At 45.3% G+C, this 13,066-nt stretch carries 16 protein-coding genes; 8 read left to right on the forward strand and 8 right to left on the reverse strand.

Features of this window, described 5'->3' with window-relative positions; all coding sequences use genetic code 11:
• Window positions 1–7 precede the first annotated feature (7 nt).
• From MKZ12_RS18375 to MKZ12_RS18390, 4 genes are read right to left on the reverse strand one after another with little or no spacing between them, the layout of a single operon-like run.
• Window positions 8–742, reverse strand: a complete 735-nt coding sequence (locus tag MKZ12_RS18375; protein ID WP_339234955.1) for a hypothetical protein — start codon at window positions 740–742, stop codon at window positions 8–10.
• Window positions 743–786: 44 nt separating this feature from the next.
• Window positions 787–1,347, reverse strand: coding sequence for a hypothetical protein (locus MKZ12_RS18380; protein WP_339234957.1), 561 nt, complete (start codon window positions 1,345–1,347; stop codon window positions 787–789).
• Window positions 1,344–1,994, reverse strand: a complete 651-nt coding sequence (locus MKZ12_RS18385) for a hypothetical protein (RefSeq protein WP_339256040.1) — start codon at window positions 1,992–1,994, stop codon at window positions 1,344–1,346. The genes MKZ12_RS18380 and MKZ12_RS18385 overlap by 4 nt, the downstream gene beginning before the upstream one ends.
• Window positions 1,995–2,041: 47 nt before the next feature.
• Window positions 2,042–2,650, reverse strand: coding sequence for a hypothetical protein (locus MKZ12_RS18390; RefSeq protein ID WP_339234961.1), 609 nt, complete (start codon window positions 2,648–2,650; stop codon window positions 2,042–2,044).
• A gap of 279 nt (window positions 2,651–2,929) precedes the next feature.
• Between MKZ12_RS18390 and MKZ12_RS18395 the strand changes: the two genes are divergently transcribed.
• Both MKZ12_RS18395 and MKZ12_RS18400 read left to right on the forward strand, forming a co-directional pair.
• A complete protein-coding gene (locus MKZ12_RS18395) occupies window positions 2,930–3,919 on the forward strand; it encodes a multicopper oxidase domain-containing protein (protein ID WP_339256042.1) in 990 nt (329 codons plus the stop codon).
• A 54-nt stretch (window positions 3,920–3,973) separates the two neighbouring features.
• Window positions 3,974–4,678 (forward strand): Crp/Fnr family transcriptional regulator, encoded by a 705-nt coding sequence (locus tag MKZ12_RS18400; protein ID WP_339256044.1) that lies wholly within the window; start codon window positions 3,974–3,976, stop codon window positions 4,676–4,678.
• Between the two features lie 102 nt (window positions 4,679–4,780).
• Here MKZ12_RS18400 and MKZ12_RS18405 read toward each other — a convergent pair whose 3' ends face one another.
• The gene (locus MKZ12_RS18405) at window positions 4,781–5,503 is read right to left on the reverse strand and encodes a ZIP family metal transporter (protein ID WP_339234968.1); all 723 of its coding nucleotides are present in this window, start codon (window positions 5,501–5,503) and stop codon (window positions 4,781–4,783) included.
• A gap of 184 nt (window positions 5,504–5,687) precedes the next feature.
• Here MKZ12_RS18405 and MKZ12_RS18410 point away from each other — a divergent pair, with 184 nt between their 5' ends.
• From MKZ12_RS18410 to MKZ12_RS18435, 6 genes are all read left to right on the forward strand, one after another.
• Complete coding sequence (locus tag MKZ12_RS18410) at window positions 5,688–6,389, forward strand: Crp/Fnr family transcriptional regulator (protein WP_339256045.1); 702 nt, start codon at window positions 5,688–5,690, stop codon at window positions 6,387–6,389.
• A 239-nt stretch (window positions 6,390–6,628) separates the two neighbouring features.
• Window positions 6,629–6,862, forward strand: coding sequence for a DUF2249 domain-containing protein (locus tag MKZ12_RS18415; protein ID WP_339234973.1), 234 nt, complete (start codon window positions 6,629–6,631; stop codon window positions 6,860–6,862).
• Window positions 6,863–6,879: 17 nt separating this feature from the next.
• Window positions 6,880–7,254 (forward strand): hypothetical protein, encoded by a 375-nt coding sequence (locus tag MKZ12_RS18420; protein WP_339256047.1) that lies wholly within the window; start codon window positions 6,880–6,882, stop codon window positions 7,252–7,254.
• Window positions 7,241–7,846, forward strand: a complete 606-nt coding sequence (locus tag MKZ12_RS18425) for a DUF2249 domain-containing protein (protein ID WP_339256049.1) — start codon at window positions 7,241–7,243, stop codon at window positions 7,844–7,846. The genes MKZ12_RS18420 and MKZ12_RS18425 overlap by 14 nt, the downstream gene beginning before the upstream one ends.
• 13 nt (window positions 7,847–7,859) lie before the next feature.
• Window positions 7,860–9,092, forward strand: coding sequence for a hypothetical protein (locus MKZ12_RS18430; protein WP_339256051.1), 1,233 nt, complete (start codon window positions 7,860–7,862; stop codon window positions 9,090–9,092).
• A 30-nt stretch (window positions 9,093–9,122) separates the two neighbouring features.
• On the forward strand, window positions 9,123–9,422 hold the full coding sequence (locus tag MKZ12_RS18435) for a metal-sulfur cluster assembly factor (RefSeq protein WP_339234983.1): 300 nt from the start codon (window positions 9,123–9,125) through the stop codon (window positions 9,420–9,422).
• 267 nt (window positions 9,423–9,689) lie between these two features.
• Here MKZ12_RS18435 and MKZ12_RS18440 read toward each other — a convergent pair whose 3' ends face one another.
• The 3 genes from MKZ12_RS18440 to MKZ12_RS18450 all read right to left on the reverse strand — a co-directional run bounded on the left by MKZ12_RS18440 (window position 9,690) and on the right by MKZ12_RS18450 (window position 12,878).
• Entirely contained in the window at window positions 9,690–10,031 is a 342-nt protein-coding gene (locus tag MKZ12_RS18440) for a cupin domain-containing protein (RefSeq protein ID WP_339256052.1), read from the reverse strand.
• Between the two features lie 143 nt (window positions 10,032–10,174).
• Complete coding sequence (locus tag MKZ12_RS18445; RefSeq protein ID WP_339256053.1) at window positions 10,175–12,133, reverse strand: ABC transporter permease; 1,959 nt, start codon at window positions 12,131–12,133, stop codon at window positions 10,175–10,177.
• The gene (locus MKZ12_RS18450) at window positions 12,108–12,878 is read right to left on the reverse strand and encodes an ABC transporter ATP-binding protein (RefSeq protein ID WP_339234990.1); all 771 of its coding nucleotides are present in this window, start codon (window positions 12,876–12,878) and stop codon (window positions 12,108–12,110) included. The genes MKZ12_RS18445 and MKZ12_RS18450 overlap by 26 nt, the downstream gene beginning before the upstream one ends.
• Between the last annotated feature and the right edge of the window lie 188 nt (window positions 12,879–13,066).

A 13,066-nucleotide genomic window follows, 5' to 3' on the forward strand; every position in this document is an offset into this window, starting at 1 on the left:
CCCTAACCTATTCATATGCCGTGCAATGATGTGCTTGCAAAAACAGACTGATATCGTTATCTGTAGCCTCTTCAGTCCCGCTTTTTTCTTCATAAAATAAGGCAACTTCTCTCCCCGTTGCATAGTTAAAACGTACATATCCGCCCATTGACGCCATAAACAGCTTGCACATGTATTCATTCTCCAACACAGCGTCCCACTCGTATTCCGTTTTACACTTCTCCGCCAGAGCCATCATTGAAATTCCCTGTTCCAGACCTGTAAAGTGGTAAAACGTATGTTTCCGCAGCTCATTCCACGGTTCATAGTATCGAGGCGTTATCGGTGTATCCTGATGGTAATACCCACAATAGATCCGATCCAGCGTTTTGCCAAATTCAGTCTCCGAGCATGTCCATAAGGTGATATTCTCATCATGACGCGGTAGCCATAACAGCCCCTCAACTTCCGGATGAACAGCAAGGAAATCTCCATCTACAGAACTGCCGATGGTAATGCACTGCTCAAGTTGATGCTGACTTATAGGCGATTCATCCGTATGTATCCAAAAATCATATTCAACAAAAGGCTTCAACACTTCCGGGTCCGGTCTTTGCACATTCATCCAGCCCGTGTATGTGCCTTCCCCGTATTGTTCAATCCAGTTACAGTATGACAAAGGTAGTGAGATGGCATGCTGTTGTTCAAAGTGATCCAGTTCCTCTGCTGGAACCGGCTTAAGTGCACGGGATACGATATACATTGTTTTGGCATCTCCCATCTCAATTTGGTTCATTCGTTACAGATCTAAGCCAGTTCTTCCTGTATAATGTCAGTCCATACCCCTTTACGATTCAGAATACGAATAGCAAAGGCATCATATCCATCACGTTTGACCTGATCAAAATGCATGCGCTCTCCCGTAATCAGTTCATATGCACCATTTTCATCTACATCTTCGCCGAACTCTTCATCCCAAGGCACATTGTAGTAGGCCGTCAATTCCACCTCAAAGATGTCCTCTCCTTCAACATCCAGATAAGGGCGAAGAGGTCTGTCACGTAGTGTTTCTTCCGAATAGTTCTCACATAACATGGCATCATATCCGTGCTTAGCGGCATCAATGAGCAGGTAACGTTCACCTGTGACGGTATGCTCCGCATATACAAGAAGCGGTGTCGAATCATGCCAGGTAATCAGATCATCTTCCGTCAAGTCACCATAATAAAAAATATGGAATTTATCATGACCATCACTCGTTAGAAGCTTGCCTTTCCACTCCACTTCCTCGGACTTAACGTCCTCTTCTTTTCTTGTCAAACCTTCCAGATAAACAGGTCCGTGTTGTACACCATACTCATTCATCATCTCGCCTCCGATTTGTTCATTCGAATAGTAACTACTTTGTGCTCATCATCCACCGTCAGTTTCACATCGATGTTTAACTTGTCACGGAATAGCGCCGTAATATTGATATAAGGATCGCGAGCAGCTTCGCTGCCACTCCCACTGGTACGGCTCATTCCCTGATGAATTATGGACTTCACCAATTCGTTATCCGCTTTGCCAGTATTATCGTAGGTATAGACGATCTGCCCATCCTGATCATACAGATTTAAGACCGTTGAGAAGTCATTGGCATTCTCGTACTTTCTCTCGGTCTGCACGTAGTTATGGTCCGTATGTTCATAGTTCACAGTACCATCCAGATATGGATTGTCCCCACCGGGCTTCACTTCATACTCCCGATAGGCCAGATTAAACAGGTATTGGATATGACTCATATCAATCCGGTAATAAAACTGACGGTTATCCTCTTGTTTATCCATCGCTGCAAAACTGTTAATCAGCGGCCAGGCTGCATAGGACTTGCCATTCACATCAACCGCGAGAGCATAGTCAGATAAAACTGTCTGTTTTTGAAATACACCATAAGTCTGTAAAATAAAATAAGCCGGAATCATCAACATACCCAGAATGATTGCAAAAATAGTTAATTTCAATCGTAGTTTCATGTTTTACTCTCCCTTGCAGCGTTAACGCTTCATCTTCGCTTTCAGTCTCATCCAGTCTTGTGCTGAAGCTTCGACAGTGTACGAACAACCACATCCCTGTTCTTCGCATCCTTAATATAAGCTGGGATACTGTGTGAAGCTGTTTTTAAAGGCATATTTCCAGGTTTTTCACGCAGATCTGCGGAAATATATGCGATGAGATAATTTAAGTGCTCCCGATTCACTGCCCATATTATTTTTCCTCTGAACTCATCCAGGAAGTATAACTCCAACCCGAATACAGGATCTTTCCCTGCACGAATCTCGGAAAAACACCTGCCGTACATCGGCTTCGCATGTAATTCAACCTGATTAACAGAACCACAATGTGGACATTCCACATGCGATGATCGGTGGGACGTCTTCTTCTCGTCTGTGACCTCCACGTTAAACCAACGTTCACATACAGCACAATTCCCCTTGGCTCTATATTGATACACTGGTTCTTCAAGAGCTTGAGCGTAGCATTCAAAACACTTCCATCCCAGTTGATTGTTCCGTTGTTCTATAGATGCGTGCCCACCGCATTGGGGACATTTCACATCAACCTGCTCGCCCCGACGAAGTACCGCATAGAAACTGTACTTATACGCACCTTCATCTTCGAAACGTTTCATTCCGTATCCACCCTTCCTTCTGTAACTAAGATATACACAGCCTGAAAATACGTAACATTTACCAATCCATCTCTCTAAAATTATATGTAACTCCGTTCCTCAGCACAAGAATGGAAGCCAGATTGTTGAAAATGGCTCTAATAAGACATACCCAAGTGTGTGCCCCGTCACACCAGCTCCTGCCTCAATAACGTAATCTATAACTAAATAAATACTGGATTGAAAGTATACCTGCTTTTTATATTGTGAAAAACATCACTTAGCAAAGGTTGTGCACCTATGTTTTCCTTCATAAATGTATATAAATGGTCACTCCTATTCGCCATATTCACTGCTACTCTCTCTCACTGTAGTTCCACCGATACGATTAAACCTGTTCACAACGATGAAGTCTCCTCCTCTGCGGCCAGTCAACCCCCGGTGGACCCAATCATTCGCAGAGAAGGAACTACGGTATATATTGAAATGACGGCTCAGGTTACAGACATCGAAATCTCCGAGGGTGTGATCTACAACGCATGGACATTTAATGGTACTGTTCCGGGACCCGTCCTGCGAGTGACCGAGGGGGATACCTTGGTGTTCACACTAAAAAATAAAGATTCTACTCTGCCTCACTCCATGGATTTTCACGCGGTACATGCCGCTCCCAGCAGCAAATTTATAGATGTTATGCCAGGCGAGAAAGGCACGTTCACCTATCCAACCTCCTCACCCGGTGTATTCATGTATCACTGTGGAACCAAACCAGTGCTGGCCCATATTGCGAACGGCATGTATGGCATGATTATTGTGGAGCCCAAGGCTGGATACCCTTCCGATCACTTGGTTGATCGTGAGTATACCCTGGTTCAAAGTGAATGGTATAAAGAGCATGATTACGAAGCTTTTTTGAACGAAGAACCTGAATATGTCGTATTTAACGGCAATGATTATGGATTGACCAAGCACCCCCTGCTAGCCAAAGTTGGCGATACCGTGCGAATCTATGTCAGCAATGCCGGGCCCAATGAAGTCTCATCCTTCCACGTTGTAGGTACAATTATGGACCGTGTATATACCGATGGGAATCCACGCAATATCCAGTATGGAATACAGACGGTTATGCTTCCTGCAAGTGGTGGAGCTGTCGTGGAGTTTACCGTGACCGAAGAAGGCGATTATGCGATCGTAACCCACCAGTTCAATCATGTAGCCAAAGGAGCTGCTGCTGTTCTGCGTGTGACCAAGGATGGTAAAGATCATGGTGGATTCGCCATGTCTCACTAAAGACATAACAATAGGTAATGGCTGTACCCATCCTGAACATTTCGAGGTGATTATATGATGATCTGTGCGCACGAAGCGAAGGATACCTGTTTCTCCAAAGTATCTCTGTTCCAGCATCTGGATGAATCCGAAGCTGCATTGCTGAGCTCCCTTCTGCATACCCGCCGATATAACAAAGGTGAGATGGTTGTCCAGGAGGGCGAACGCTCAGATACGCTTTATGTGATTCATCAGGGATGTGTAAAGTTATCCAAATATAATGAAAATGGCAAAGAACATATTATCCGGTTTCTGTTTCCTGGAGATTTCTTCGGACAAGATTCCCTGTTACACCAAAAACCACATGCCGCGAACGCCGAAGTTCTGGAGCCTTCAGCCATCTGCTCCATCGGCAAGCATGATTTTGACCGGTTACTTGAACATGATCCAAAGCTTGCTTATCATTTCCTGCTTGCCATTTCCAACCTTCTGCGTGAAACCGATGAATGGAACTGCTCGCTTAGTGCCATGACAACGGAACAAAAGATTGCCAAGCTGCTTCTGTTCTTCCACAACCGAAATCATGCAAGGCATGAGATCCGTTTGCCTGTCTTCAAAAAAGATATGGCACTATTACTTGGTATCACACCAGAGACGCTTAGTCGTAAACTCGCCATGATGCAAGCGCAGGGGCTTCTTCAGGTTACAGGGAACTGTATTCTTATTCTTCAATTGGAACAGCTCAGGGAAAGAATTGAACCGCCAGCGTTAAGCCAATGAACGTGGTAAGCAAGCTTGCAGGTGCGAGCAGTCTGTTTATGCCAAAAAGAGTATCCGAACAGAGAGCTTCTGTTCGGATACTCTTTCGTATGGTCCTGTCATTCAGATATCCAACAACAGCGACACAAGCAGTCCCATGGATGCAATCAATCCCACTACAGGCCCGCCCTCTTCAAAGGCTTCCGGCATCATTGTTGAGCAGATCATGGCAATAATTCCGCCACCTGCAAATGCACCAATCGCTGCACCCATCTCTTTGGGAAGCTGCTCCAGAAACAGATAGCCCCCCAGTGCCGCAAGAGCAGAGATCAAAAGGACACTCAGCCACATCAGCATGATTTTACCGCGACTGTACTTGCCCTGTAGCCCAACCGTACTGGACAGACCTTCAGGGATGTTGCTGACAAAGATCGATACCACCAGGACTACACTGACACCGTTGCCAGCCAGCAAGCTGGCTCCAAGCATGATGGATTCCGGGATCGCATCCATTACCGTTCCTGCAAAGATGCCAAGGCCGCTTTGATTGGAGTCTCCCGACTTTGCCGAACGTTTACGCCCTGCCCCTCCCTTTGCAGAAACGAGCAGGTCAAACAGCGTATACACAACAGCCCCCGCTGTAAATCCAATGGCTGTGGGTATAATACCTCCATCATTCAGCGCATCTCCGAGAAGTTCAAAGGTTGCTGCACCAATTAATGTTCCTGTTCCAAATGCCATGATCCAGCCGATGATTCGTTTGGGAATCTTCACAAACAATGCTGCGAGTGCGCCAATGACTACCGCGGAGGCAGAGATGCCGCCCCACATGAATGCAGTCCACATCCGGGTCGACCCCTCTCTTGTTCAATCATATTCTAGCTTCTATCATTCCATTAACCCTGGTTGAACAATCAAAAACAGTGATGTGGCTTTACGGTGATCTATATCACCTGATGTGTTTAAAAATCACGCTATGATAAAATGATGTCGTAGTTCAGAAATATGAGCACAGAGAGGAGAGATTCTCATGAGTAGGGTAAACAAAGATACCACAGCGGAGTTTCTGCAACAGTTCCCCATCTTCCAGGATCTTAGCCCCGAGGAATTAAAGCAAGTCGAAGACATCGCCATTTCCAGAAGCATTCAGAAGAAATCGGTTATTTTCAGCGAAGGAAGCGAAAAAGAAGCTGTTTTTTTCATACGTACCGGCATTGTAAAGGCCTACAAAACCGATGAGAACGGGCATGAACAGATCGTCTCTTTCCTCAAAACAGGAGATATGTTCCCACACACCGGTTTTTTTAACGCGCACCCCTACCCGGCTACTGCGGAAGCAATTACCCCTACCGAGCTACTTGCCATACCTGTGCGGCTTTTCGAACGATTAATGTTGAGTACACCCTCCATTGCGATCAAAATTATGCGTGTGCTCGGTGATAAAATACGAGAATTGCAGGATAAGTTGCAGGTGCTCTCTGGTCAGGATGTACGCAATCGTGTGCTTTCCTTCCTTCTCATGCTCGCAGAGCAGCACGGACACAAACATGAAGAACATATTGTCATCAATCTGCCCATGACCCATCAGGAGTTTGCCAATTCCATTGGTACAACCAGGGAAACAGCAAATCGGCTTTTGAACCAGCTTACAAAAGAGAATCTGCTCGAAGTAGATCGCAACCGGATTATCATTCATGATTTGCAAGCTTTGAAGCAGCAAAGGGATACTTGATCTCCCTGCACCCAGGCTACTTTATTTTTGGCCCACACTCTAACAATAAAACTGTGTTTACACAAAACGACCTTAGCGCCCGTAACCCACGTTAAGGTCTCTTTGTGTATGCAGAATTCAGTCATATTAAGGCGAGACAATGACATTACAAATATGTGAGCAGGCTCACACAGATCCCTCTTCACATTTCCTATAATCAAATTGCAACACCAAACTAACCCTAATTGGAGGAATGACACATGAACACATACACAGCAACCATTAATGCCACGGAGTATGCACCGCATTTGAAACATAAAGTGATTTTCGAAACGTTTGATCAGTTGCGACCACAGGAATCCATGCTGCTCATTAACGATCACGATCCAAAGCCACTTCGATTCCAGTTCCAGTCCACACATCCGGATGGTTTCAACTGGGAATATATTGAGCAGGGCCCTACAACCTTCCAGGTCAAAATCAGCAAACTATAGATTGGAGCTGAACCGCGATGGCACACGTTGAAATCATTGATGATACTACACTTCGCATCACGCTACGGCTGGAAGATGCCATAACCATGGTGAAGATGGCACAGCGTGAACAGGCCGAATATGCGCAAGAGATTATTACCATTTACGAAAAAATGCCAGTGTTCGAATATACTCATTTCTGTTTTTACGCCTATGACAGTGCAAGACTATTTGAACAGATGCTCAGCATAGACCCCAAATCTTATCTGTCCTTCTCCCTCAATGCGCCGGATTCATTCTTCTATGCACTGTACGGTGGGATGGCCGGCCTGTATGAATCATCTCTACAGTTAGTACAGCAGACGGCTGGAACTGGAGCAGGATTGGATGTGAACGCACATGTATCCATCTGATGTTCATGTTGTTGAATTGGATGTGCGTCCTCATCTGAGTAACAAGGTGGAGCCGTTTCAGCTGATTATGGACACGGTCAAAGGTCTTCAGCGTGACGATGTGTTTGTACTACACGCTCCGTTCAAGCCAACACCTCTGCTCGGTATTCTCAAGCTGAAAGGATACTCCAGCACATCGGAACGAAAGGCTTCAGATCACTGGGTCACCACGTTTGTGCACAAAAAAAATAAAACCGGTGCAAAGGCAATTTCTGCAATGGTTTTATCTGGATCAGAAGTTAATTTAGAACCTGATTCAGATGAAGAATCAGCTTCATGCCATGGACATCCAGAGGAGCAACCTGCTGCATTTAAAAACCTAGAATTTCTACAGGCTCCCACCATTATACTGGACAATCGCGGATTGGAACCGCCACAACCCATGGTGAGAACACTCGCAGCTCTGGATCGTTGCAAGTCTGGGGAAGTCGTGCTGATCCACAATGACCGTGTACCTGTATTCCTGATTGAAGAGTTGAATAATCTCGGTTGCACCTACACGGTTGAAGATCAAACCGATGGCACAGCCAAAGTGAGAATTGAAAAAGGGTAAGGAGGCGAAAGCCATGTCCAGGTTGCCGTTTCTTTTTATCATCACGGGCATCTTTGGATTTGTAATGTATCATGTCTTCTCCCTGCTCTCGCTGACAGGCTGGCTTGGTGATGAACTCAGAGGACCCGAAGGCTGGTTTCATGCTCATTTGTTTGTGCTTGGATGGGCAACGATGCTGGCTATGGGTGCCGTATATCAGTTGATACATGTTATTTTGCAATCCAATATCTATAGTCTGTTTCTCGGTTATTGTCATTATTTCTTGTTCAGTATCGGTATCTTGGGCATGTTATATGGCTTCATTCATGCTGATGTCATCTGGATTGCCGGTTCTGCTGCACTCGCGCTCTCTGGCATTCTGTTGTTCGGATGGAATATGGCTATTACCCTCTTCCGGGCTTCACAATGGAATCCGGTAACGATCAGCGCAGCTTGTTCCTGTCTTTATCTGGTTCTTACCGGGTTGTCCGGTATGCTGATGGGTCTGAATTTTGCCTTTGGTGATTGGAATGGCTTGCATGAACGCTTGTTCGGCGCACACATCTGGATGGGTACACTCGGTTGGTTTGGCATGTTAATTACCGGTTTCAGTTACAAAATGCTGCCCATGTTCTACCTGTCCCACAATTATTCCATTCGATTACAGAAAGTGGTCCTGGTTCTGTGGAACGCAGCCGTAATCACAGGCGTTGTTGCATTTCTCACTGGGCTCAAGGGAGGTTGGCTCTGGTTCGCGCTACTTCTCCTTACCGCAGCCGTACTCGTCTATGTGTATCACTTGGAGCAAATTCAGGAGAAACGACACAAAAGCAACCCAGGTCCAGGCATTCGCTGGTCTGCGTATGTAAGCCGTGCATTTGCCGCATATGCTGTCGCCCTACTGATCTATTCCGCACAAGGGACTGAACTGCTGCTCCATCCACGTGTTGTTCTGTTGTCTGGATGGATATATCTCGGGGGCTGGGTGTCTCTCACCATACTTGGCTATGCCTCCAAAATCGTGCCTTTTCTGTGGTGGACCCACAAATATGGCAAGCAGGCAGGCAGACCCGGAACACCGCTGATGGCAGGTATGCTGAGTGAACGGTATGTCAATTGGGGTATGCTCGCCATGGTGGCTGGAAGCCTGCTGCTTGTTAGTGGAATTCTGATTAATCTGGCGGAGGTCATGATGGTTGGTGGAACGATTTTGTCTCTTGTCTCCATCGTTTATATCGCAAATATTGCTTTGGTATTCAGACGTTAAAATTATAAAATCGATCGGAGCGTGGAAAAGGTGGAACAAACGACGCATTTACTCGAATGTCTCAAGGAAGTGTATGACCCTGAATTAGGTGTCAATATCGTTGACTTGGGTCTGGTGTATGAAGTAAGAGAAGAACCTGAACGAGTACATGTGCGGATGACACTGACTACACCAGGTTGTCCGCTGCACGATACCATCGTTGGTGCGGTGAAGTGGGTTTTGCAGGAAAATACGGGCAAGACTGATATTGATGTTCAAGTCGTGTGGGAGCCACAGTGGTCTCCACAGCGGATGTCGAATGAAGCCAAGGAAATGCTGGGATACTTCTAGGTCGAATGACTATAGACCGGATGAATGAACAAGTTGCTGACGGAATATGAAAAAGCATACCTGATATCTGATGTTCTCTCAGACCCAGGTATGCTTTTTGTTTTGCGAAGGATTGACTTGCACTGGATCGTCTCCTACGAAATGGCCTTGTCGGACACATGCAGTGATTTTTGGATAAAAAAATAAATAAGGAAACTCCAGAATAGAGTTCCCCCTTATATTCGTGGCGATCAGTGAATCATTGTATCTATTCCTTGATAATAACTCTTAGATGTCCTTTGCATACGATGCTGCTGGTACTTTATTTAACACCACGAACAAACGAACTTCCTGTTCTCCTGTATTACGGAATGCGAACTCTACCTCGCCGCCGCAATGGATTACATCCTCTTGATTCACCACTTGTTCTTCACCATCCAGAATAAGTGTGCCTGTGCCTTCGACCACCAGCAGAATAACGTCTGTGCCCGGATGTTGATGGACGGGAAGCTCTTGTCCTGGCAGAAAATGAAGGACAAAGGTCACTCCCCCACCCTGTTGGAATAATACCCGTTTCGTAAAACGATCCTCGCTGAATGTTTTGACTTCTTGCAATGACGTAATATTCATGATTAATCTTCCTCCTCAATAATATAATCTGTGAATACGTTCATCTTATCGCAAGAAAGCCCGCATTTCCTTGATCTGAATCAAGGAATGCAGGCAATGAACAGATCATGGTCGGTCCTTACGACCCTTTGTTTTTAAGATGGTTACACCATCATTTTGCGCAGAGAAGCGATATATCTCGAACGTATAACGATGAAATAAAACGTCTGTGCAAGTACAAAGGCACCAAATACAGTCAACACCGGCATCGTATAATTGGTAATACCGAATTCAGTAAGAAATGGCTTAACCACGACCAACGTTTCAATGATAGCTACCCCGATCGGTAAAAAGAACAGAATAGCAATCTGAACGGTGGATGATCGTTTCATCTCCTGGAAACTGAGACCCATTTTCGAAAGAGAATGCACCATCTTTCCATCCGCTTCAAGATCGGTATGCAGTCTGAAATACAGAAAGCTTGCGGAAGAGATGGAGAAGATCAATCCAATAAATATGCCCAAGAAGGTAAATAGTGCTGTCCCCTGTCTAAATCTTTCAAAATCACCGTACCGTGTACTCAGATATCCGGAGTAATTCTCATCCGAAGCATTATCGCTTCGAATGGTATCTGCGGACGAAAGTAACTGATCGCTAACCATGGCTTCCGAGGAGTGCCGGTCAGGTACTGCATGACCCCAGGCAGGAATCTGATACAGAACTTTGCCAGATAACCTATTTTCATGGACCTGTTGTGTGATCTCTTCAAACTTCTCATCCGGGAGGACAACTACACCTGTTGAATAGATTAAGGTTGCAAACCTTGGCTCCACATCTGTAGCTGTAACTCTTGCTTGCATTGGGCCAGCTTCTAGATTCAAGGTCAATGTGTCTCCTTCCGAAAAATTGCGAAACCTGTTGCGATCGATCTGAGCCTGATCCTTCTCATTCCGGGAATCTACGAACAATGCTGAATTTGAATCCAATTGGAATGTCTCTTTTCCTAGAATTGTATTGAATCGGTTGTAGTGACTAAGTGGCATAACCGAGACAGCACTCTGATCCGCATCCGACCAGAAGTACTCTAGATACATTTGCTGATAATCCAAGCCTGCGGCTTCAAGTGCTGAATTAATAGCGCTCATATCCATTTGATCCGTAGGTGTGTACACATTGTACTGGATTGCAAAATCGTTATTGGTAAATTGCTCCCGGTTCTCTTGATCCAGTGACAAAATCACAACTGCACTCATCGAAGCAATCGCAATGACCACGGTCACCATAAAGAGCATGCGAGCATTATCCTTCATTTTGTAACTCATCTCTGAGATCCATAACAGACGAGTACCATGCCATACCGTTTTACGATTACGCTTTAATACCCGTATAATGAGCACGGAAAGTTGTGAGTAGAAAAAATACGTCCCCGCGATGCCTGTTACTGCTGCGAGTAAGATCGTACCGCCGCTCAATTTACTGCGGAGTACTACAAATCCGATTGTAAGTAATGTCAGGCCCAGAAGTGAGAAGAACCACGAAGCTTTGGGTTCTTTTTTAGGTTTGCTGGTCCCTGTCAAAAGCTCTAACGTCCGTTTGTTTCCGATAAATATCAATGTGAAAAGTGAAATGCAGAAAAATAATAACAGAAATGCCCCGATCGTAATCAGAATCGCTTTCACCGGAAAATAGAAGGGCAGATCATCCATCCCGATAAAACGAGTGGTTAACATCAGGAACAGCTTCGACAACAACATGCCTCCGCCGATACCCGCAATAATGGAAAGACAGCCGATCAACATATTTTCCAATATAATTAATTTCCGAATCTGTCCAGGCTCCGCACCAAGTATGGTTAGAATGCCAAACTCCTTGTTCCGTGATTTGAGAAAAGCACTGATGGAATACATGACAAAGAAAAATGCAAACACATATACAATGATCGAAGCCACCTGCATCCCCATAGCAGTTGTGTCACCCATCGGCAACTCTGTCACATACGGATGATAGATGAACACTGCATAAGCGAAGAAAATCATGACCATAAACACACTGCTTAGAAAAAAAGCAATATACGCTCGCCCATTGCGGCGAATGTTATTAAACGCGAACTGAGGAAAGCTCATGTGAATTCCCTCCCCAGAAGGATAACGTATCAATGATCCGCTGGAAGAACGTCTGCCGATTATCTCCGCGGTGTACCTCCGCTGCCAGTTTCCCGTCCTTGATGAATACGATTCGATTGCAATAACTTGCTGCAAGGGGATCGTGTGTCACCAGCATAATGGTCGTTTTCTCCTGCTGATTAATCTGTTCAAGCGACTCCATGACAGCCTGAGATGAAGTAGAATCCAATGCGCCCGTAGGTTCATCCGCCAATACAATTGAAGGCATATTGATCATGGATCTCGCAATGGCTGTGCGCTGTCGTTGACCGCCCGAGATTTCGTACACTCGTTTATCCAGAATATGATCAATCCCAAGCTTGGTTGTAATGCGCTGTAGTCTACTCTCCATCTCCTTCAGTTTGACCTTGTCCAGTGTCAATGGAAGTACAATATTCTCGGCAACCGTCAGCGTGTCCAACAGATTGAAATCCTGAAAGACAAACCCGAGTTCCCGACGCCGGAACATGGCAAGTTCTTTCTTTTTCATATCAAACGGGTTCATGCCATTAATCAGCACCTTGCCTGAGCTGGGTTCATCAATGGTAGAGACCATGTTTAACAATGTGGTTTTGCCACTGCCGGACGGGCCCATAATGCCCACAAACTCACCTTGCTTGATTGTCAGATGAATATCACTAAGGGCTTGAGTCTGCACTTTGCCCTGATATACTTTGCTTAGTGCTGATACTTGTAACATTTCCATGTGTATTCCCCTCCGAATCTATTACTCTTTATATGTTAATCCTATTCTTATCCTAACTGACCTTCCGTAACGGTGCTATCGAATTACCTTAAACTTTCCTTACAGTACGTTTAAGGTTCTGTTCCCCTGCCTCCATAACTTTTGGTATCCATAAAAAAAACACCTCACCCACGGCTGTGGGCAAAGCG

The organism is Paenibacillus sp. FSL R5-0713, from assembly GCF_037973325.1.
In the GTDB taxonomy this organism is placed as follows: domain Bacteria; phylum Bacillota; class Bacilli; order Paenibacillales; family Paenibacillaceae; genus Paenibacillus.

Coding starts and splice junctions, on each gene's coding strand:
- MKZ12_RS18385 (WP_339256040.1), bottom strand. CDS start 1,994: ATGAAACTACGATTGAAATTAACTATTTTTGCAATCATTCTGGGTATG.
- MKZ12_RS18445 (WP_339256053.1), bottom strand. CDS start 12,133: ATGAGCTTTCCTCAGTTCGCGTTTAATAACATTCGCCGCAATGGGCGA.
- MKZ12_RS18450 (WP_339234990.1), bottom strand. CDS start 12,878: ATGGAAATGTTACAAGTATCAGCACTAAGCAAAGTATATCAGGGCAAA.
- MKZ12_RS18420 (WP_339256047.1), top strand. CDS start 6,880: ATGGCACACGTTGAAATCATTGATGATACTACACTTCGCATCACGCTA.
- MKZ12_RS18400 (WP_339256044.1), top strand. CDS start 3,974: ATGATGATCTGTGCGCACGAAGCGAAGGATACCTGTTTCTCCAAAGTA.
- MKZ12_RS18390 (WP_339234961.1), bottom strand. CDS start 2,650: ATGAAACGTTTCGAAGATGAAGGTGCGTATAAGTACAGTTTCTATGCG.
- MKZ12_RS18405 (WP_339234968.1), bottom strand. CDS start 5,503: ATGTGGACTGCATTCATGTGGGGCGGCATCTCTGCCTCCGCGGTAGTC.
- MKZ12_RS18380 (WP_339234957.1), bottom strand. CDS start 1,347: ATGATGAATGAGTATGGTGTACAACACGGACCTGTTTATCTGGAAGGT.
- MKZ12_RS18425 (WP_339256049.1), top strand. CDS start 7,241: ATGTATCCATCTGATGTTCATGTTGTTGAATTGGATGTGCGTCCTCAT.
- MKZ12_RS18395 (WP_339256042.1), top strand. CDS start 2,930: ATGTTTTCCTTCATAAATGTATATAAATGGTCACTCCTATTCGCCATA.
- MKZ12_RS18375 (WP_339234955.1), bottom strand. CDS start 742: ATGTATATCGTATCCCGTGCACTTAAGCCGGTTCCAGCAGAGGAACTG.
- MKZ12_RS18430 (WP_339256051.1), top strand. CDS start 7,860: ATGTCCAGGTTGCCGTTTCTTTTTATCATCACGGGCATCTTTGGATTT.
- MKZ12_RS18415 (WP_339234973.1), top strand. CDS start 6,629: ATGAACACATACACAGCAACCATTAATGCCACGGAGTATGCACCGCAT.
- MKZ12_RS18410 (WP_339256045.1), top strand. CDS start 5,688: ATGAGTAGGGTAAACAAAGATACCACAGCGGAGTTTCTGCAACAGTTC.
- MKZ12_RS18440 (WP_339256052.1), bottom strand. CDS start 10,031: ATGAATATTACGTCATTGCAAGAAGTCAAAACATTCAGCGAGGATCGT.